9 protein-coding genes are annotated in these 20,820 nt (G+C 42.6%); 5 read left to right on the top strand and 4 right to left on the bottom strand.

The window, feature by feature from the left end; all coding sequences use genetic code 11:
- The first annotated feature begins 440 nt into the window (after nt 1-440).
- From O9332_RS24640 to lpxC, 3 genes are all read left to right on the top strand, one after another.
- Complete coding sequence (locus O9332_RS24640; RefSeq protein WP_002761622.1) at nt 441-1,319, top strand: Hpt domain-containing protein; 879 nt, start codon at nt 441-443, stop codon at nt 1,317-1,319.
- Between the two features lie 429 nt (nt 1,320-1,748).
- Nucleotides 1,749-3,734, top strand: a complete 1,986-nt coding sequence (locus O9332_RS24635) for a BamA/TamA family outer membrane protein (RefSeq protein WP_223213053.1) — start codon at nt 1,749-1,751, stop codon at nt 3,732-3,734.
- 85 nt (nt 3,735-3,819) lie between these two features.
- Nucleotides 3,820-4,659 carry a UDP-3-O-acyl-N-acetylglucosamine deacetylase gene (gene lpxC / locus O9332_RS24630; RefSeq protein WP_002761626.1) on the top strand — a complete coding sequence of 280 codons (840 nt, stop codon included), beginning with the start codon at nt 3,820-3,822 and terminating at the stop codon, nt 4,657-4,659.
- A gap of 433 nt (nt 4,660-5,092) precedes the next feature.
- On the opposite strand, the gene O9332_RS24625 is transcribed toward lpxC, so the two are convergent.
- Nucleotides 5,093-5,671: a Uma2 family endonuclease gene (locus O9332_RS24625; RefSeq protein WP_288027758.1), complete on the bottom strand. Its 579-nt coding sequence runs from the start codon at nt 5,669-5,671 to the stop codon at nt 5,093-5,095.
- A gap of 346 nt (nt 5,672-6,017) precedes the next feature.
- Between O9332_RS24625 and O9332_RS24620 the strand changes: the two genes are divergently transcribed.
- Together O9332_RS24620 and O9332_RS24615 are read left to right on the top strand one after the other, a co-directional pair.
- Nucleotides 6,018-8,738: a valine--tRNA ligase gene (locus O9332_RS24620; RefSeq protein ID WP_288027756.1), complete on the top strand. Its 2,721-nt coding sequence runs from the start codon at nt 6,018-6,020 to the stop codon at nt 8,736-8,738.
- A 523-nt stretch (nt 8,739-9,261) separates the two neighbouring features.
- Nucleotides 9,262-16,233: a Calx-beta domain-containing protein gene (locus O9332_RS24615; RefSeq protein WP_288027754.1), complete on the top strand. Its 6,972-nt coding sequence runs from the start codon at nt 9,262-9,264 to the stop codon at nt 16,231-16,233.
- 315 nt (nt 16,234-16,548) lie between these two features.
- Here O9332_RS24615 and O9332_RS24610 read toward each other — a convergent pair whose 3' ends face one another.
- The 3 genes from O9332_RS24610 to O9332_RS24600 all read right to left on the bottom strand — a co-directional run bounded on the left by O9332_RS24610 (nt 16,549) and on the right by O9332_RS24600 (nt 20,477).
- Nucleotides 16,549-17,985, bottom strand: coding sequence for an NADP-dependent isocitrate dehydrogenase (locus tag O9332_RS24610; protein ID WP_079206161.1), 1,437 nt, complete (start codon nt 17,983-17,985; stop codon nt 16,549-16,551).
- A gap of 517 nt (nt 17,986-18,502) precedes the next feature.
- Nucleotides 18,503-19,105, bottom strand: coding sequence for a Uma2 family endonuclease (locus tag O9332_RS24605; RefSeq protein WP_002758659.1), 603 nt, complete (start codon nt 19,103-19,105; stop codon nt 18,503-18,505).
- Between the two features lie 412 nt (nt 19,106-19,517).
- Nucleotides 19,518-20,477, bottom strand: a complete 960-nt coding sequence (locus O9332_RS24600) for an RpnC/YadD family protein (protein ID WP_288027751.1) — start codon at nt 20,475-20,477, stop codon at nt 19,518-19,520.
- Nucleotides 20,478-20,820 lie beyond the last annotated feature (343 nt).

Here is a 20,820-nt window from a genome sequence, read left to right as displayed (position 1 = left end):
TTTCACGATTCCATAAGCAAAAATTATCACACAAAGTCGAGAAGAGCCAGTCATGAGCAAGCTAGAGGTTTAAAGACTGAGCGGGTTCCAATTATTTTTATTCATAAATATTTTACACAATTCATACCAGGTAAGCAAGAGGGCTACGCCACTACTACCAAATCATTACCATCTTAGATAGTCAACAACTCAGTTTCCTCTTATCAAGAATAATTTCTAGTCAGCTTGCTCCCATCCCCGATTCTTTTCTTAGCTTTTTGCCTGCCGTTGTATCGATCTATTTTAAGCAAGAGAAGCTGAGAACCCTTGTGGGCAGGCTTTTGAACTTAGCTTGTGTCCGTCTGGGCCAGTTTTCCTAGCCATTGCCCCATAACTGATATATTTCCTGAAAAACTGGGCAATCTAGGACTAGACAGCATCGTGATAAGGGGGATAAGACCTTGGACTCCGCTAACGCTCAGAAAATTCTCGGCTATTTCATCGAAGAAGCCAAAGAACACCTGGAAACTTTGGAACAGGGGATTTTAGACTTAGGCAATCTCGTGAACAATACTGAACAGATGAACGAGATGTTTCGTGCCGCCCATTCCATTAAGGGGGGAGCGGCCATGTTAGGTTATGGCAGTATCCAAAAAACTGCTCACCGTCTTGAGGATGCTTTTAAAATACTGAAAGAAAATCCCATACAAGTGGATAAAAAATTAGAATCTTTGTTCCTCAAGGGTTATGATCTGCTTCAGATATTGATCGATAAGCTGTCCAGTCCATTAGGTTTGCAAGCCGAGGAAGCTAACGCTATCCTTAAAAAAGGTGAACCGACTTTTGCCGAATTACAGGCCCATCTTAACTATCTTCTCGACCCCCAAAAATTTACCCCAGCTGTTGCGACAGCGTCTTCTATCTCCATCCGCGTCAGAGATATCCTCAAACAGATGTTACAACTGTTCAAACAGGAAGAAACCAGTGCTTCCCGTCAGCAATTACAAAAGTTAACTTTATCTCTGTCTCAATTGGCTTCAGAACAGCAAAAGTGGCAATATTTAGTTAAAAATGCCGAATCAGCCCTGGCTAACCCCAAACATTCCTACCGCACTCTCGCCCCGGTTATTATTAAAGAATTAAAACAAGCCGGTGATTTACTAGAATGGGGTCGCGGGGAAGAAATCACCGTCAGTCAGGAATTGCAATTATTAGCCGCCGCCAAATTACCACAAATCCTAATTACCCTAGAACCGGAATTAGTAGCTAGTACCCTGCTGCAAATGTTCAATCGCCAACAGGTCTCGCAACTGGTACAGTTATTAAAAACGAGACGTTGACATCTGCCCGGGTGTAAAAAGCTGGGGGATTCCCACAAGAATAAACTTAATTGTTTTTAATTTTGGTGAGTTAGGAAGATATGTATTTAATTGTGCGCCAACCGAGTTGGCAATAATCCCAGAGGGTGAATTGGAATAGAGCCAAACCAGAAAAAGCTAAGATATGGCAAGATAAAAACTTAATGCTGACGGCTGACCCATATCAGACCTGATGCAGTATCTCTTGAGTCACCGGTCAAGCTGGGATTTACTGAGAGTAAGCAATCTGCTAGAGTTTTAACGTTCGTTAAATTTCTCGGGCAGAGAAAACAAAAAAACCATAATGGTGTTACTGGGTGTGTGGAAGTGCTTAAAAATCTCAATTTTTCGGGGCGATATTCCTCGCTGGCTCTGCTGCTGGCTATTTTCGGATTATTTCACGGGACGGTAATGGCCGAAGAAGAACCGCAAGAAATGGTTTTTCCCCGCATCGAGCAGATAGTACAGTCGCCTCCTGCGACGGGAGAAACTACGCCACCCGTGGCAGCACCGACGGAAACCCCGACGGAAACCCCAAGCCCTGCAGAAACTCCCACAACAGCCCCACCGGTGCCGGCGGAGGAGTCGCGAGTTTTGGTGGCCGAAGTGGTAGTACAGGGGGCCGATCGAGAATTAGAAAATCTAGTTTATAATACCATTCGCACCCGACCAGGACGAAGCACGACTCGATCGCAATTACAAGAAGATATTAACGCCGTTTTTGCCACGGGCTTTTTTGCCGATGTGCGGGCAGTTCCCCAAGATACGCCCCTAGGGGTGCGAGTCACCTTTGAGGTGCAACCTAACCCCGTTTTTCAGGGTGTACAGATTCAAATTGCCCCGGAAACCATGGACAAATCGATTTTACCTGCCGGGGTGGTCGAGGAAATTTTCGCTAGTCAATACGGCAAAACCCTGAATTTACGGGAATTACAGGCGGGGGTAAAAAAAATCAATGACTGGTACAGTAAAAACGGCTATGATCTGGCCCAGGTAATCGGTGCGCCGCAAGTCACTCCCGATGGTAGGGTGATTTTGGTCATTTCCGAAGGTTTAATCGAAAAAATTCAAGTACGCTACTTTAACGTCGAACAGGAACCAGTCAAGGGTAAAACCAGAGAATTTATCATTACTAGGGAAATGCGCCTAAAAGCGGGGGATATTTTCAACCGCAATACCGCCCAACAGGATTTACAGCGTGTTTTCGGTCTCGGTTTATTCGAGGATGTGCGTCTGTCTTTTTCCCCCGGCAGCGACCCAAGGGAGGTGATTGTTAACGTCGATGTGGTGGAAGGTAATACTGGTTCCCTGGCTGCTGGGGGTGGTATTAGCTCGAATGCGGGCTTATTCGGCACTGTAAGCTATCAACAGCGCAATTTTGGCGGTAATAATCAAACTTTAGGGGCAGAAGTCCAGTTAGGGGAACGGGAATTTTTATTTGATCTGAGTTTTTCCGATCCTTGGATTGCCAAGGATAATTTCCGCACTTCCTACACGGTGAACGTTTTCCGGCGACAGTCGATTTCTCTGGTTTATGATGGGGAGAATTCCTCGATTCGGACGCTTAACGATAATGATAGTCCCCGTATCGTCCGGACGGGTGGTGGTATTACTTTTGTCCGTCCTTTGGCCCCCGATGTGTTTACGAAACCAAAATGGGTGGTTTCCCTAGGCTTTAACTATCAACAGGTACAGGTGCAAAATGCCAATGGTGACATCTCCCCCCTGTCTGCACCTCTCAATGGTTTTGGCAGTCAACAACTGGCTTTTAGTTCCTCTGGGATCGATGATCTACTTTCCCTAAATATTGGCGCTATTCGAGATTTTCGCGACAATCCCCTGCAGCCCACCAGTGGCTCTTTCCTGCGTCTAGGTTTAGAACAAACTATTCCGGTCGGTTCTGGCAGTATTTTCGGCACTCGTGTTCGGGGTAGTTATAGTTACTTTATCCCCGTTCGGTTTATTAATTCCTTTAATCTCTTTGAAACCGATATTTTTAAAGGTCAGCAATCCCTCGCTTTTAATGTGCAAGCAGGGACAGTATTAGGCGATTTACCCCCCTACGATGCTTTTATTGTGGGGGGTAGTAACTCTGTACGGGGTTACGCCGAGGGAGAAGTGGGTAGCGGTCGCAGTTATTTCCAAGCGACGGCCGAATATCGTTTTCCCATTGTCGCAATTATCGGGGGGGCGTTATTTGTCGATTTCGGGACTACTATTGGTTCCCAAGGCGATGTCCCCGGTCAACCCGGGATTGTCCGGGATTTACCCGGTACTGGTCTCGGTTACGGTTTAGGTGTTCGGGTACAATCTCCCGTCGGCCAAATTCGGGTTGACTTCGGTTTTAATGTCGATGGTGGTTCTCGTCTCCATTTCGGTATCGGGGAACGATTCTAATCAGTTATCAGTTATCAGTTATCAGTTATCGATAAATTTAGTTATTTTTGCTGTTCACGGATAAAAGCTTTATTACTTAATAATTATGGTTTCTACTATCGCTAAACAATTTGAATTATCGGGAATTGGACTGCATTCGGGGGAGATAACAAGGGTGCGCGTCTGTGGGGCAAATCCGGGGGAAGGACGTTATTTTGTCCGCAGAGATTTAGCCAATCAACCGATTATTCCCGCTCTAGTTTCTTCGGTTTACCAAACAACTTTATCAACGGAATTGAGACGAGGAGAAGCAAAGGTTAGAACCGTTGAGCATTTATTGGCAGCCTTAACCGCTTTGGGGGTAGAGGATGCTCGCATTGAGGTGGATGGTGCGGAAATTCCCCTCCTTGATGGTTCGGCCAAAATCTGGGTAGAAGCGATCAAAAATGCTGGTTTAGATAACTCTTTTTCTCCATCAGATTTAACTATTTCTCAACCGATTTGGTTGTACGAAGGAGATGCTTTTGTGGCGGCGATTCCTTCCCCTGAATTACGTTTTACCTACGGCATCGATTTTACCTATAAACCGATCGGTAATCAATGGTATAGTTGGAGTCCTGATCGGGAAAGTTTTAGTCAAGCGATCGCATCAGCCCGGACTTTCGGTTTTGCCGATCAAATTGAATATTTACAAAAGGCTGGTTTAATTAAAGGAGGCAGTTTAGAAAATGCTTTAGTCTGCGATCAAAATCAATGGTTAAATCCTCCTTTACGCTTTGATAATGAGCCAGCAAGACATAAATTATTGGACTTAATTGGTGATTTGAGTTTACTGGGAACTATTCCCACCGCTCATTACATGGCTTTTAAAGCCAGTCATAAACTTCACGTTCAATTAGCGATCGCAATCACAAAATACAAGAATGAATGTTCTACCTTAAGTTGATGCAACAACACTCAAATTTTAGATCATCAAACTAAGTGGTCTGTCAAGATGTTATTGACGGATACAATCTTTTTACCCACATTCCGCACCCTAAAGTGTCACATTGAAAATTTTATCTAAATCGTCAAAACGATTGCCGGCTCTGAATTACAGGCTAATTTGTTTGCCCAGCAGATGCACAATTAGCCCTAAAAATCTGATAACTCTGATACCAAATTATTGAGATAAACTCTCATTAAGCTGGCAATCGCTGACTAGAGTGTGACACTTCATAATTCTTAGTAATCGCTAAAAGTCTTACTATACAAGGGCTAGAGCAACTTTTGATTTCAACGACTAGGGTGCGGAATGTGGGACAGAAGTGAGTCCCGATTGAAACGCTTAAACGCCTATCTAGCAAGGGATTTACTATACCTTATTAGACTGAAAACCGCTATATATTAAAAGTAACTCCTTCATAAATTTCCTGAAAACTGAGATCGAAATTGACAGAAGTTAAAGATAAACTGGCATTTTCGCCCTCGTATTCCGTTAATAACCATTTATTTTCTTCAGTTTTGTTATACTGCATGATATATGGACGACTTTGACTGATCAGAATATATTCTTGAAATCCAGGCATCGAACGATAATAGAGAAATTTATCACCCTGGTCATAATTTTGAGTTGATTTTGATAGGACTTCTACTATTAATTTGGGATTGGTAACAGTTGTCTTACCAGTTTCATAATAAATCGGTTCACCCTCAATTAGCATCACATCGGGATAGGTTGCTTGACGATATTGCGCTATCCATAATTTCACATCACCGATAAAAATATTATATTTCTGTTCTTTGAGGGCAAATTTTAAATAAGCGGCAAAATTGAGAGCAATTTTATTATGATCGGTAGTGCCTCCTGTCATCGGTACGATTTCCCCGTCTTGATACTCATTTTTATAGGCTGCCGTTTCCTCTAGTTGTAAATATTCGGCAAAGCTATAGGTACTTTTATCTGTTGCTATGGTCATAATTTAAGTAGCTGGTTATAATTAAATTAAAAATTTATTTTAGGTTCGATCCCCCCTTATTAAGTAGGGTTGATTCATGAATCAACCCTACCCTTAATAGGGGGGCATCTGAAAGTTTTTAATACCTACCCACTTATTGATTAGCTCTCTCAATTGATTATAGCAATTATTATACTGGTGAGATACAAAAAAGTTACCAGAAATTAGCTATATTTACCCCAGCAAAAGATAACAGCTATCTTAATAAGACTCTTGAAAATTTTTAGCCAGCAACTAAACCAGAATTTGATCTCTCCCAAATGTGGGACAATTGACAAAGAACTAAGAATTGTAGAATCCCCCCATCATGACCTCGGAACTATCGAAGCAATACGATCCCAAGATCACAGAAACGAAATGGCAGCAATATTGGGAAAATCAAGAGATATTTACAGCAAACCCCGAAAAAGGCGGCGAAACCTACTGTATAGTCATCCCCCCTCCCAATGTTACCGGTAGTCTCCACATGGGTCACGCTTTCGAGAGTTCCTTGATTGATACACTTGTTCGCTACAAGCGCATGACCGGCAAAAATACCCTCTGGCTGCCCGGGACAGATCACGCTAGTATTGCAGTACAAGCTATACTCGATCGCCAATTAAAAGCCGAAAAAACCGACCGTTATCAACTAGGAAGGGAAAAATTCCTCGAACGCGCTTGGCAATGGAAAGAGGAGTCCGGTAGTACCATTGTTAATCAACTGCGACGCTTGGGGGTATCCGTCGATTGGACGCGGGAACGTTTCACCATGGATGAGGGACTTTCCCATGCTGTCCGTACTGCTTTTATCAAACTCTATGAGGACGGATTAATCTATCGCGGTCAATACTTAGTTAACTGGTGTCCCGAATCCCGGTCGGCCGTTTCCGATTTAGAGGTGGAAAACAAGGACATTGAGGGAAATCTCTGGTATTTTCGCTATCCTCTTAGCGATGGTAGCGGTTATCTTCAAGTAGCCACCACAAGGCCCGAAACCATGCTCGGTGATACTGGTGTAGCTGTCAACCCGCAAGACCGCCGTTATCGCCATTTAATCGGCAAAACCGTCACTTTACCGATAATGGGGCGAGAAATCCCCATTATTGCCGATGAATTGGTGGATCTGGAATTCGGAACCGGTTGCGTCAAAGTTACGCCGGCCCACGATCCCAAGGATTTTGAGATGGGTAAACGCCATAATTTAGCCTTTATTAATATCATGAATTTAGACGGCAGTTTAAACGAAAATGCCGGAATATTCGCAGGTCAAGATCGTTTTGTTGCCCGCAAAAATGTCGTTAAAAAACTCGATGAAGACGGTTTTTTAGTTAAGATTGAAGCCTATCGCCATAGCGTCCCCTATAGCGATCGAGGTAAAGTTCCCGTGGAACCCCTTTTATCTACCCAATGGTTCGTTAAAATTGAACCTTTAGCCACAAAAGCTTTAGCCTGTTTAGATCAGGAAAACTCGCCCCGTTTTGTGCCAGAAAGATGGACAAAAGTTTATCGCGATTGGTTAGTTAAACTAAAAGATTGGTGTATTTCTCGACAACTGTGGTGGGGTCATCAAATTCCCGCTTGGTATATTATCAGTGAAACTAACAACGAAATTACTAACCATACTCCCTTCGTCGTTGCCTGGGATGAAACCTCCGCTTTAGCTAAGGCCAAACAAGAGTATGGAGAGGATATAATTATTCAACAAGACCCCGATGTTTTAGATACTTGGTTTTCCTCGGGATTGTGGCCATTTTCAACTATGGGATGGCCAGAAAAAACCCTTGATCTAGATACCTATTATCCCACCACAACCCTCGTCACTGGTTTTGATATTATCTTTTTCTGGGTGGCAAGAATGACGATGATGGCGGGCTATTTTACGGGAGAAATGCCCTTTAAAGATGTCTATATTCACGGTTTAGTTAGGGATGAAAACGGCAAAAAGATGTCTAAATCTGCTAATAACGGCATCGATCCCCTAATTTTAATTGATAAATATGGAACCGATGCTTTACGATATACCTTAATCCGAGAAGTGGCAGGAGCAGGACAGGATATCAGTCTGCAATACAACCGTAAAACCGATGAATCGGAATCCGTAGAAGCGGCCCGAAATTTTGCCAATAAAATTTGGAATGCTTCCCGTTTTGTCATGATGAATCTGGAGGGAAAAACCCCAGAAGAATTGGGTGAACCAGTTTTAGAAAATTTAGAATTAGCCGATCGCTGGATTTTATCTCGTTATCATCAAACAGTACAAAAAACTAGAGATTATCTAGAAAATTATGGCATGGGGGAAGCGGCAAAAGGTCTATACGAATTTATCTGGCGCGATTTCTGTGATTGGTATATCGAGTTAGTGAAAACTCGTTTATGGAAGGATAAAGAATCGGTTTCCTGTGCTACGGCCCGGCAAACTTTGGCTTTTATCTTGGCAGGGACATTAAAATTATTACATCCCTTTATGCCCCATATTACCGAAGAAATTTGGCATAATTTAACCCAAGAAAATCAGCAAGTTTTGGCTTTAGAAACCTATCCAATAGCTGATAGTTCTCTGATCGATCTAGACTTAGAAAATACTTTTGAGTTATTAATTGAAAGTATTCGGGTGTTGCGTAATTTGCGCGCCGAAGCAGGGATTAAACCGGGGGCAACGATCACGGCAATTTTACAGACAGAAAACAGCCAAGAATTAGCTATTTTGCAACGCGGACAAGTGTACTTAAAAGACTTGGCGAAGATCGAAAACTTAATTTTGACGGCCAAATTAACCGAGGAAGTCAATCAAGCGATCGCCGGTGTTGTCGCTACGGTAGAAATCCTCATTCCCCTGTCCGGATTGGTTGATATATCGGTATTGGCCGGGAAATTAGCGAAAAATTTAGCTAAAGTAGAAGGGGAAATCAAGAGTTTGAGCGATCGCCTGAATAAACCTAGCTTTGTTGAAAAAGCTCCAGAAGCTTTAATCCAAAAAACGAAGCAAGCTTTAGCGGAGGCCGAAAAACAAGCCCAAATTCTCCAAGAACGCTTAAAACGCCTGCAATAGTTATTTTGTACTAACCAAGTCCAGTAGCCTAGAGCAAAGCTACTGCGATCGAGATTATCGAAAATTTGGGTTTAAAACCCCGTCGTAGAACGACGGCTTTTCTTGATCCCTGATATAAGTGGGGAGGCACAATTATTTGTAGGATGGGTTAGCGGTAGCGTAACATAATCGGGCGTTGGGTTTCATGCTTCAACCCAACCTACGTTCATCTGTCTCCTGTCTCGACTAGGAAATTAATTTTGCACGACTACTGAAATAAACAATCAAAATGTTGTTTATTTCTTTTTGTTGCGATTGAGTATTTATACTGAACTTTTGTCCCTAGGATTTCTATAATAGTGTTAGGACAGCTAAAAAGTTAATTTGCGATTCGTTGACTGGGTATATGTAGTCAAGCTCGACATTTTTATAACAGTTCTAGTCACAATTATCTGGTAAAAGTGTGGGTGATTTTTGTAGGTTAGTTTCCGACTAATCTCCGCTCGGTTTTGCTTGGAATCACAGCTAAGAGAAGGGGTAGATTATGAGTACTGATTATTCTCTATTATTTGATGGGACTGATGACTATGTAAGTATTCCCCATAGTTCAAATGCGGTCACAATCGCTATTATTGATGATGATATACCAAAACCTGGAACTTTAGCATTTAGTAATGCTCAATTTACGGTTAATGAAGACGGAACACCTGTTAATGTTGTCATCATTAATCGTACAGGTGGAAGTGATGGACAAGTTGGCGCGACGATAGCTTTAAGTGATGGAACAGCTAAACGTCCTCATGATTATCCTAATAATTCTATCCCTGTCACCTTTAATAATGGGGAAACCTCTAAAACTATTACTATTCCTATTGTAGATGATCTTCAATTTGAAGGAAGTGAAACCCTCGATTTAACCCTAACAAATGCTACAGGCGGCGCAACCATTAGCGCACAAGACAAAGCAACTTTAACGATAGTTGACAACGAAGTTAATCAAGTAATCATCCTTGATGAAGGACAAACAAAACTGATTAATAATGCTGTTCTTAAAGCTGTTGAAACTAATAAGTTACCCACAGAGATTATCTATACCTTAACTGATTTACCTGATAACGGTCAGTTAATTCTCAATAATCCCACTGGTAAAGCATTATCATTTGATGGAGGTAGTGACTATATCGCTTTAGGAAATCCTAATGCGTTACAAATTACTGAAAATCAAACAATTGAACTATGGATTAAGCCAAATCATTTTAATTACAGACAAAATCCTTTTAACAAAGCTTGGGGAGGCGAAGGAACTCTTACTCTTGAAGAAAACGTGAGTTGGGCTGCTGACGGAACTGTTCATTACTATTATGGAGTCACTGGTAGAGACTGGGGTAGTAGTGGAATAAATTATCAAGCATTTAATACTAATCAAAGTCTAAATATTAATCAGTGGTCTCATCTTGCAGTTGTAAGAGATTTTAGCAATCAAAAACTTAGTTGGTATATAAATGGAGTAAAAGTTAATGAGACATACACCATATTTAATTCAGCAACACCGAGTAATAATCCTATCTATATAGGGACAGGATATACAAATTATTTTAATGGCTTAATTGATGAAGTTAGAATCTGGAATAAAGCCAGAACTCAAGCTGAAATTCAAGCTGACATCAATCGTCAATTAACAGGTAATGAAACTGGATTAGTCGGTTATTGGAACTTTAATGAAGGTTCAGGAAATACGGTTACAGACTTAACTAATAATCATAATAATGGCACAATTTATGGTGCAACTTGGACTACTGGAATTGTACCCACCAGTACAACTTTAAAACTAGGTGATACTTTCAGCCAAGCTGATATAGATAATGGTCTTTTAACCTATCAACATAACGGTAGTGAAACCACATCTGATAACTTTAAATTTACCCTTGCCGATGTCAAAAATGAATTTCAGGTTAATACCTATACAACTAATAATCAAGGATTTAATGATAACTACCATCAATCATCAACAACAGCTTTAAAAGATGGTGGCTTTGTAATTGTTTGGTCATCCCAAGGACAAGATGGCAGTGATTGGGGAATCTATGGGCAACGTTACGACATTAATAGTAATAAAATAGGCAGTGAATTTCAAATTAATACCTACACTCAAAATGCTCAATATAACCCCTCAATTACAGCTTTAAATAGTGGCGGTTTTGTTGTGGTTTGGGCATCTAAATTACAAGATGGAAGTGGTAATCCTATTTATGGACAACGCTATGATACTAATGGCAATAAAGTAGGCAGTGAATTTCAAATTAGTACCTATACTCAAGATACCCAATGGTGGGAACCTTATCCTTCAGTAACAACTCTTAATGATGGTGGTTTCTTTGTCACTTGGGCATCTGAATCAGGAGATGTTGATGGTAATATTTATGGACAACGCTATGGTGCTAATGGCAATAAAGTAGGTACTAATTTCCCAATTAATACTTATACTTCTGGAATCCAAATACAAGCGGCCGCAATAACCCTAAATAATGGTGATTTAATCGTTGCTTGGCAATCCTATCCTCAAAATAATGGTCATTGGGGTCTTTATGGACAGCGTTATGACAACAATGGTAATAAGCTAGGCAATCAGTTTCAAATTCATTCTAGTCCTTATTATGATTATTCTGAACCAAGAATAGCCGTATTAACTGATGGTGGATTTGTTGTTACTTATGATTCTGGAGGCTGGAATGTCAATGGTATTGATGGTAGTGGTTATGGTGTTCATGGACAAAAATTTGACTCTACTGGCAATAAAATAGGCAGTGAATTTCTAATTAATACTTATACTACTGGAAATCAATTTTATCAATTTGTAACTGCTTTAGGTAATGGTGGATTTGTTGTTGTTTGGCAATCCCAAAATCAAGATGGTAGTGGTTATGGTATTTATGGACAGCAATTTGACGCTAATTGTAATAAGATTGGTAATGAATTTGCCATTAATCAATACACGGCTAATAATCAATGGTTTCCTGCCATAACAACCTTAGCAGATGGAAGTTCTGTTATCATTACTTGGACATCAGAAAATCAAGATGGTAGTGAAAACGGTATCTATGTACAAAAATTTAATACCAGCGACCCACCTATTTCTACTTTTAACATTACTATTAATAATGTTAATGAATCACCAACAAATATCCAAATAAGCAAGAATACCATTGATGAAAATAGTCCCAACGGCACAGTTATCGGCACATTAAACACTACTGATCCTGACGTAAATAATACCTTTACTTACAGCTTAGTTGATAATGCAAATGGACGCTTTGCCATTAATGGTAATCAATTAATTGTCGCTGATGGAACTAAATTAGATTACGAAACTAATCAAAAGCATACTATCACTATTCGGACGCAAGATCAAGGCGGATTAACCTACGATCAATCTTTTGATATTAACCTAATTGATGTGGCTGATTCTAGTGTAATTGCTTTCAGTCAACCTAATTATTCTGTCAAAGAAGACGGAACACCTATCACCGAAATTACTTTAACTCGTAGCCTTAATACTCAGGGACAAGTCAGCGTTACTGTTACTCCTAGTAATGGTACGGCAACCTCACCATTAGACTACAATAATACACCGATTACAGTAACATTTGCTGACGGTGAAACCGAGAAAACTATCACTATACCCATTGTCAAAGATACTGCTTATGAAGGTAACGAAACAGTAAATTCAACCCTCGGTAATCCCACTAATGGCGCAACATTAGGAACACAAAAAACAGCCACTTTAACTATTGTTGATACTCCGATTACTTATTACCTAACTACGGCGACAACTTGGACAGATGCACAAGCACAAGCGCAAGCAATGGGAGGGAATTTAGTTACTATTAATGATGCCGCAGAAAATCAATTTTTAGTTAATGCTTTTGGAGGATCAGAACTCTTTTGGATTGGTTTAAATGATGTTGCACAAGAAGGTGTGTTTAAATGGATTAATGGTGAACCTGTTACCTATACCAATTGGAATAGTGGTGAACCCAATAATTATGGAAATGAAGATTATGTTCATTTTAATTGGGGTAGTTCAGGACGTTGGAATGATATACCTAATAGTGGTTATGGTGGACTCCATCGGGGAATTATTGAAGTTCTCAATGGAACATCTGCCATTACCGAAGGAGATGACACCCTTTACGGAACACCAGGAAATGATACCATTGACGGATTAGGCGGAAATGACCAGATTTTTGGACTAGCAGCAAACGATAATCTCTTGGGTGGAATCGGGAATGATACCCTTAACCCCGGTTTGGGAATCGACACCGTAAATGGTAACGATGGAAGTGACTTACTACTCCTCGATTACTCTACCCTAACCAGCAATATTACCTCTACCAATACGGGTACAAGTGGCACAATCACCACTACTAATAACAGCGTCACCTACACCAACATCGAAGCAATGAACGTTCAGGGTGGCAGTGGCAACGATACTATCTACGGAACCTCTGGCAACGATACCATCTTTGGCAACGGTGGCGCAGATTACCTCATTGGTGGTGATGGCGATGATAGTCTCGATGGCGGCGCGGGTAATGATACCCTCTATGGTGGGGCAGGAGATGATACCCTCAATGGTGGTGTGGGAGATGATACCTTTAACCTGAGTGGTACAGGTACAGTTATTGGGGGCGATGGGGATGATATCTTTATCTTCTATGGCCCCTATACTGGTATCATCGACGGCGGTGGCGGTAACGATCGCATTGACATAGCACCGGGTTATTCTGGAAATATCATTTTCCCCGCAACTATCACCGGCATAGAAAGCGTAATTGTACCCGGAAGTGGTGGTAACGACTACCTCATCGGTGACGATGGTAATGATTCCCTCAATGGACAAGGCGGTAATGATACTCTAGAAGGACGCGGCGGTAATGATAACCTTTTAGGTGGTACAGGCAACGATGTCATCTACACTGGTTTAGGAATAGATACGGTAGATGGGGGGGAAGGCATCGACCATCTGATCGTAGACTATTCTAGCCTAACAACTCCAGTCTCCTCAACCTACAGCAATGGTTCAGGGAGTATCAACACCACTGATAACCAAGTAACCTACGATCGCATTGATAGATTAACCTTAATCACCGGCAGTAATCAAGATTTTTTGGCAGGAACAACCGGCAGTGATAGCCTCGATGGACAAGCAGGTAATGATACTCTTTTAGGAGTTGATAGCCATAGCCTCACCCCGGGTCTTAATGAAATTGATACAATGACGGGAGGAACAGGCAGCGATCGCTTTATACTAGGTGATGAAAGTTGGTGGAGCTACGATGATCGCAATCATAGCAGTAATGGTGCCACAGACTACGCCCTAATTCAAGACTTTAGCTCGATCGAAGATATCGTACAACTGCACGGCGACAAGAGTTATTATCGTCTAGAAACCGTCAATAACGATACCCATCTCTACCTAGACCAGCCGGTGGGTGAACCAGATGAACTTATCGCTATTTTCGCCAATCTTACTGGTTTAGAACTGAACTCGGAGGCTTTTGTCTTCATTGCTGCCGCTATAGAATTGCCGCAAGTCAGTCTAGCGGTTAATCCCAGTAATGTCAATGAAAACGGTTCACCGAACCTTATCTATACCTTCACTCGCACTGGAGACAAAACTAATTCTTTAACCGTTAACTTCAACGTCAGTGGAACGGCTACTTTCAGCAATGACTACACCCGTAGCGGGGGTAATAGTTTTAGTGCAACAGCAGGTTCGATTACATTTCTAGCCGGCTCATCCACCGCTACCCTGACCCTCAATCCCACCGCCGATAATATCGTTGAACCCCATGAAACCATTGGCATTACCCTCACCAGTGGCACAAGTTATACGATTGGCACAACCGCAACCGTGACAGGCACAATTAGCAATGATGACGGAGATCCCAACAACAACGAACTCATCGGCGGTAGTGGCAATGATAGCCTCGGCGGACTAGCAGGTAACGACACAATTATCGGTAATGCCGGCAATGATACCCTCAATGGCGGTGCGGGTGTTGATAGCTTGATTGGAAATGCAGGCAACGATACCTATATCATCGATGACCTTAACGATGTCATTGTCGAGAATGCCAACGAGGGAACCGATACCGTTCAAACTTCGATTAATTTCGACTTAACAGCAACCAATCTAGAAAATATCACCCTGTTAGGAACAGATAACCTCAATGCCACGGGAAATGGTTTCAATAACACCCTAATTGGTAATGACGGTAATAACCTACTGCAAGGATTAGCAGGTAACGATAATCTCGATGGTAAAGCAGGTAACGATACTCTCGTTGGTGGTGCTGGCAATGATACTTATACCATCGATGCCGGTGATACGATTGTTGAAAATGCCAACGAAGGAACCGATGCCGTAAAAGCGGGTTTCAGCTACATTCTCGCTAATAACCTAGAAAATTTAACCTTACTCGCTACAGGAAATATTGACGGCACCGGTAATAACAGTAACAATGGCCTGACGGGAAATAACGGCAATAACCGACTGGAAGGATTAGCAGGTAACGATAACCTCAATGGGGGACTAGGTAATGATACTCTCGTGGGTGGCAGCGGCAATGATAACTACACCATTGATGGGGGAGATACCCTGATAGAAAATCTTAACGAAGGAACTGATACTGTCACAGCTAGTTTTACCTATACTTTGGGAGACAACCTAGAAAACCTCAACCTCAGTGGCAATGCTGCTATTAACGGTACTGGGAACACCCTAAACAACAGTCTTAACGGCAATAGTGGCAATAATCTTCTTCTTGGGTTAGAAGGGAATGACTCTCTTGATGGAAAAGCCGGTAATGACACCCTCGAAGGAGGCGCTGGTGATGACGCTTATACCATTGATGCAGGGGATACAATCACAGAAAATGCTAACGCAGGAACTGATACGGTCAAAGTTGGATTTGCTTCCTATACTCTCACCGCTAATTTTGAAAATCTGACTTTAACGGGAACTGTAGCTATTGATGGGACAGGCAATAACAGCAATAACCTACTAACAGGAAATAACGCCGCTAACACCCTTACCGGACTAGACGGAAACGATACCCTGCTAGGCGGTAGTGGCAATGATACTCTAGTTGGGGGCAATGGTAATGATGTTCTCACAGGAGGTTCAGGACTCGAACAATTTGTCTTGAATGCACCGGGTACCGGCATTGACTCAATTACCGATTTCAAAGTAATCGATGATACCCTTGTGGTTTCTGCGTCTCAATTTGGGGGTGGATTGACGGTGGGAACAGCTATCGATTCTAGTCAATTCCGCATCGGCGCCGGAGCCACCACAGCAACGACTGCTGACCATCGTTTTATCTATAATTCCACCAATGGAGCTTTATTCTTCGATGCCGATGGTAGTGCCACTACAGCTATGGCGATTCAGTTGGCTACCCTCTCCCCACAATTAGCTTTAACTGCCGGTGATTTTATCGTTGGAGTTTGATAATAAAAAGTAAAGGGTTCTGGTATTGCTGATTTTAACTATGAATTATCTTATACCCCTGTATCATTCGTAAACAGAGGGGTTGAGTATCATCAATCCTTACCTCCTCTTGCCTAAAAAAGCCACAAACAGACAAAGGAAATATTACGACCAAACCCGTTTTATTCCGTTTTGCTGCTCACTCAAAACATCCTACAAGTTTTAACTCAAGTTCTCAAGGGGGAAGTTCTGGTTTTTTCCTATTTTGTCAAGACCTCGGTAGTTACGGTATTTTCCGAAAAATAGGGCAGTTTTCAGGCTACCCTAACCGGAAAATTAATCCCCAAAATGGGAGATAATCGCATCGGCAAATTCGGAACATTTCAGGGGAGGATTAACGGGAGGTTCCATCAGACGAGCTAAATCGTAGGTAACTTGTCGATTAGCGATCGCTGCTGCGATGCCTTTTTTAATCAAATCGGCCGCTTCTTGCCATCCCATGTATTCCAACATCATCACCCCAGAAAGAATCACCGAACCGGGGTTAATTCGGTCTAAACCGGCGTGTTTAGGGGCTGTACCGTGGGTTGCCTCAAAAATAGCGCAACTATCGCCAATATTCGCCCCGGGTCCCATCCCTAAACCACCGACGATCGCCGCTGCCGCATCGGAGAGATAATCGCCATTCAGGTTCATGGTAGCGAGGATCGAGTATTCATCGGGACGGGTTTGGATCTGTTGGAAGATACTATCGGCAATGCGATCGTTAACCATAATTTTATCTTTCCACTGGCCATGGCCGTGGGTTTCCCAGATAGCATCGAGAACACTGGTCACTTCTTGGCAGATTTTGGCTTTTTTCTCGTCCGTGAGGGCATCATAACCCGGTTCCACCATGCGGGCGTTATCTTCGATGCTCAGATCAGGGTTTTTCTCCTTATTGCTCAGGATCCATGATTCCATCTCGGTAACGCACACATCCCGGAATTCACTTTTAGCTAATTCGTAACCCCAATCCCGAAACGCCCCTTCGGTATATTTCATAATGTTACCCTTATGGACGAGAGTAACCTGATTTTTCGGTTTCGGTAAAGTCAGCGCTCGTTCGATCGCCCGGCGGACTAATCTTTGGGAACCCGTCTTACTAATCGGTTTGATCCCGATACCCGCATCGAGGGGAATTTGTTTTTTCCCGTGTTCGGGAGTGGCGGGAATTAGTTCCGTGTTGAGATAATTAATCAGTTTATCGGCGATTTCCGTGCCTTGTTTCCATTCGATGCCGAGATAGATATCCTCGGTATTTTCCCGATAGACGATGACATCGAGTTTTTCCGGGGTTTTATGGGGGGAAGGGGTTCCCGCATAGTAACGACAGGGACGAACACAGGCATAGAGGTCAAAAATTTGCCGCAAAGCCACATTCAGGGAACGAATGCCGCCACCGATCGGAGTGGTCAAGGGACCCTTGATGGCAATACCATATTCTTTAATCGCTGTCAATGTATCTTGGGGTAGATATTGATAGGTCCCGTAGATTTCGCAAGCTTCATCGCCAGCATAGACTTTAAACCAATGGATTTTCCTTTGACCAGCGTAGGCTGTGGCGATCGCTGCATCGATAACTTTTTCGGTTGCAGGCCAGATATCGACCCCCGTACCGTCACCACGAATGAAGGGAATGATCGGATCGTCGGGAACTAGAGGTTTTCCGTCAGAAAAAGTAATTGTCGAGCCTGTTGTCGGTGGGGTGATTTTTTCGTAGCTCACAGTCATGGGCTTCCAGAAACAGTATTTATCTATACGTTGGGAGTCTAGCGCCGTCAATATCTATACTCAGGGATTTTGGGTAATTTCTTAAAGATTCCTTTGCTGGCATCTCCGTCAAAACAACCTAGAGGAAAAGCCTGAAACCGAGACAGAGAGTAGGGTTAAGCCTAGAGCCGCCCGCCCGACGGTCAAATGTGTAGATACTTAGGGTTTGCTGAAAAAGCTTTTCCTGGGGGCAGGGTGTGGGGTGTGGGGTGTGGGGTTTTATCGATTTTCAGGTGGTCAACTACCTAATTTTCAGGGAAAAAGTCCAGGAATTTTCCCCCTGATCACTCCCATTCCAGGACTTTTTGATTGACAAAAAGTCTAAAAGTCTTACCCAACAAGGTTTTTAGATTTATTCAGCAAACCCTAGTTATCGCTGTTCTATCAGTGTTGAGGATTCCCGTGAGCAACAATATAGAACAGCGTTAATCGTGCTTAGTTGTTCTATATTGACGGAACCTTTCATCAGCGATCGCATTTACCAAATCTTAGCCATTACTAATACAAACCCCGGCAATTCTGGATCACCACTAATGGTTTCAGGAGCATTTAAAATCTCCGGTTCTCGATGGGGACGATAAATATAGACTTGGCGATTTTGGCGATCTATTAACCAACCCAATAAAGTACCATTGGCAATATATTCCTCCATCTTTTTCTGCAAACTGGATACTGTATCACTAGCAGAACGTAATTCAATGACAAAATCGGGACAGATGGGGGCAAAAGAGGCTTTTTGTTTTTCTGTTAAAGCATTCCAGCGTTCTAATTTAATCCAAGCAGCATCGGGTGAACGAGTCGCACCATTGGGCAGCGTAAAACCCGCACTAGAATCAAACCCAAGCCCCGTCCCATCTAGTTCTGACCAACTCCCCAGTTGCACAGCTATATTAAGATTGCGATTACCCGTATCTGAAAAAGCAGGGGGCATAACGATCACTTCTCCACTAGCACTGCGTTCAATGCGTAAATCTCGATTGGCTAAACAAAATTCATAAAATTGCTCCTCCGTCATCGGCATAATCCAAGGAAGATCAATCATCAAAGGAGCCGAGGTCGCTTGTACAAGTAGTGTCGTCATATTTTCGCCCTACTCAAGAATTACACGAATTAACAACTGAATGCCCTTCAATCTTAACTTAGCTCTTGTCAACGGCATTATTGACTACTAAAAGATAGAAGGCGATCGCTCTTAACCTTGCTAAAGAAGCCTGACGGAGCGGAATGTAAATATTTATAAAAATGTAGCTTAAAATACAGTTTGTTTGGGGAGTGTGTGCTGTTTTGTCGTCCGTCTTTTCAGAAAAAGAAACCGCAAAAGTCTCCTAATACCATCAATAAAATCCGACAATTCCCCTTCATTAATTGGAGGGGTTTTTATCAGTTGTCATACTAAATCCGTTGAGTAACGCACAGAAAACGGGTTTCTCCGAGAAACCCGTTTTCTATTAATGCTTGGGGATAGTTTTTCCTAGCTTAGGGGTATTGAAAGTTTAATTTTCCCTGAATCTTTCTAACAGTTCTGAGCGAGATAAATTAGCCAGAGAAAGAAGTAACCTGGTGCGTTCCGAGATAGGAAGTTGGGCAATCTGTTCCACCAGACCAGATAATTCTGCATCTAGGCTGCCAAAGCGTCCTTCCAGAAGACTGGTTATCAGGGAATACCGTTCTTCTAAACTACCTCGTTGTATCCCTTCTTGTATCCCTTCTTGTATCCCTTCTTGTTTCCACTCTTCTCGTTGTTTTAGATAAGCTGGTGATAGGTTCATAATGTCCTCCTGTTCTTCGGCACTTAAATTATCTCTTAATTCCAAACTCTTGCGCCAGTTGGCCAGAATTTCCAGTAAATTCTCTTGGAAAGGATTACCTTCAGGCAATTGCACTAATTCTTCTACTGCTCGTTTCTGTGTCCCTCCTTTCCCTAGCACCCTCAACCATAAAGTCTCCTCATTGACTGGTAATTGATGGATGGCGACGATTCCTGTTTTGAACAGGCTAGGGGAAAAATAAACTCCTTTTCCCCACTCCTCTTTCATCCCCTCTTCCGGTAGGAATGAAGGGGAGATTCCCACGACTTCTTCAATCATTCTCGCCGAAAAAGTAGGCGTTAAAATCCAGAGAACTGGTAGTTCAGCTTCTGTTAGAGTTTTGTTTGTCCGTTTCGCCTTCCTTAAGACTTCGCCATGAACCGCATATAACTTTGAGATGCAACTGCGAATCTCTACCTCCGAGGGTGGGTTACGGAAGGGTTCAAATAAGCAGCAAGTCGCCGCCATTTTAGCGAGTAACCCCAAGGGTAATTCCGTCCTTGATGCTGAACTGGCTGGTTCAAACCAGACATCGATTTCTTGGACTTCACTCTTGACTTTCTTGCTCTTTTTAATCGTCCCTAGAGACCCTAAGAGTTCTTCTAAATATTCCTTGGCAAATTGGTCGTGAATTTGGCGAGTCATTGGAGGGGATAATTAAGCCGAGAAAGTGCAGTAACAATCTTGTTAGATCATAGCAAGTTTTGAGAATTTATCGGCTCTTCTAGGTTCTGTGTAACAAGTTTAACTTAAGTAGCTGGTTATAATTAAATTAAAAATGGATTTTAGGTTCGATCGCCCCTGCCCCCCTTGATAAGGGGGGTGCCGGTAGGCGGGGGGAGCCCCCCTGCCCCCCTTGATACGGGGGGTGCCGATAGGCGGGGGGATCCCCCCTGCCCCCCGTGATACGGGGGGTGTCGAGAGGCGGGGGGATCCCCCCTGCCCCCCTTGATAAGGGGGGTGTCTGACCACTTTTAACACCTATCGA

The organism is Microcystis sp. LE19-10.1B (genome assembly GCF_027530565.1).
GTDB lineage: Bacteria > Cyanobacteriota > Cyanobacteriia > Cyanobacteriales > Microcystaceae > Microcystis > Microcystis aeruginosa.
The sequence above is the reverse complement of the archived record's forward strand: the minus strand, read 5'-3'. Positions and strand labels throughout refer to the sequence as shown.

Excerpts from the sequence above, each read along its gene's own strand:
- O9332_RS24635 (WP_223213053.1), top strand. The coding sequence starts at position 1,749 with ATGGCCGAAGAAGAACCGCAAGAAATGGTTTTTCCCCGCATCGAGCAG.
- lpxC (WP_002761626.1), top strand. The coding sequence starts at position 3,820 with ATGGTTTCTACTATCGCTAAACAATTTGAATTATCGGGAATTGGACTG.
- O9332_RS24625 (WP_288027758.1), bottom strand. The coding sequence starts at position 5,671 with ATGACCATAGCAACAGATAAAAGTACCTATAGCTTTGCCGAATATTTA.
- O9332_RS24620 (WP_288027756.1), top strand. The coding sequence starts at position 6,018 with ATGACCTCGGAACTATCGAAGCAATACGATCCCAAGATCACAGAAACG.
- O9332_RS24615 (WP_288027754.1), top strand. The coding sequence starts at position 9,262 with ATGAGTACTGATTATTCTCTATTATTTGATGGGACTGATGACTATGTA.
- O9332_RS24610 (WP_079206161.1), bottom strand. The coding sequence starts at position 17,985 with ATGACTGTGAGCTACGAAAAAATCACCCCACCGACAACAGGCTCGACA.
- O9332_RS24605 (WP_002758659.1), bottom strand. The coding sequence starts at position 19,105 with ATGACGACACTACTTGTACAAGCGACCTCGGCTCCTTTGATGATTGAT.
- O9332_RS24600 (WP_288027751.1), bottom strand. The coding sequence starts at position 20,477 with ATGACTCGCCAAATTCACGACCAATTTGCCAAGGAATATTTAGAAGAA.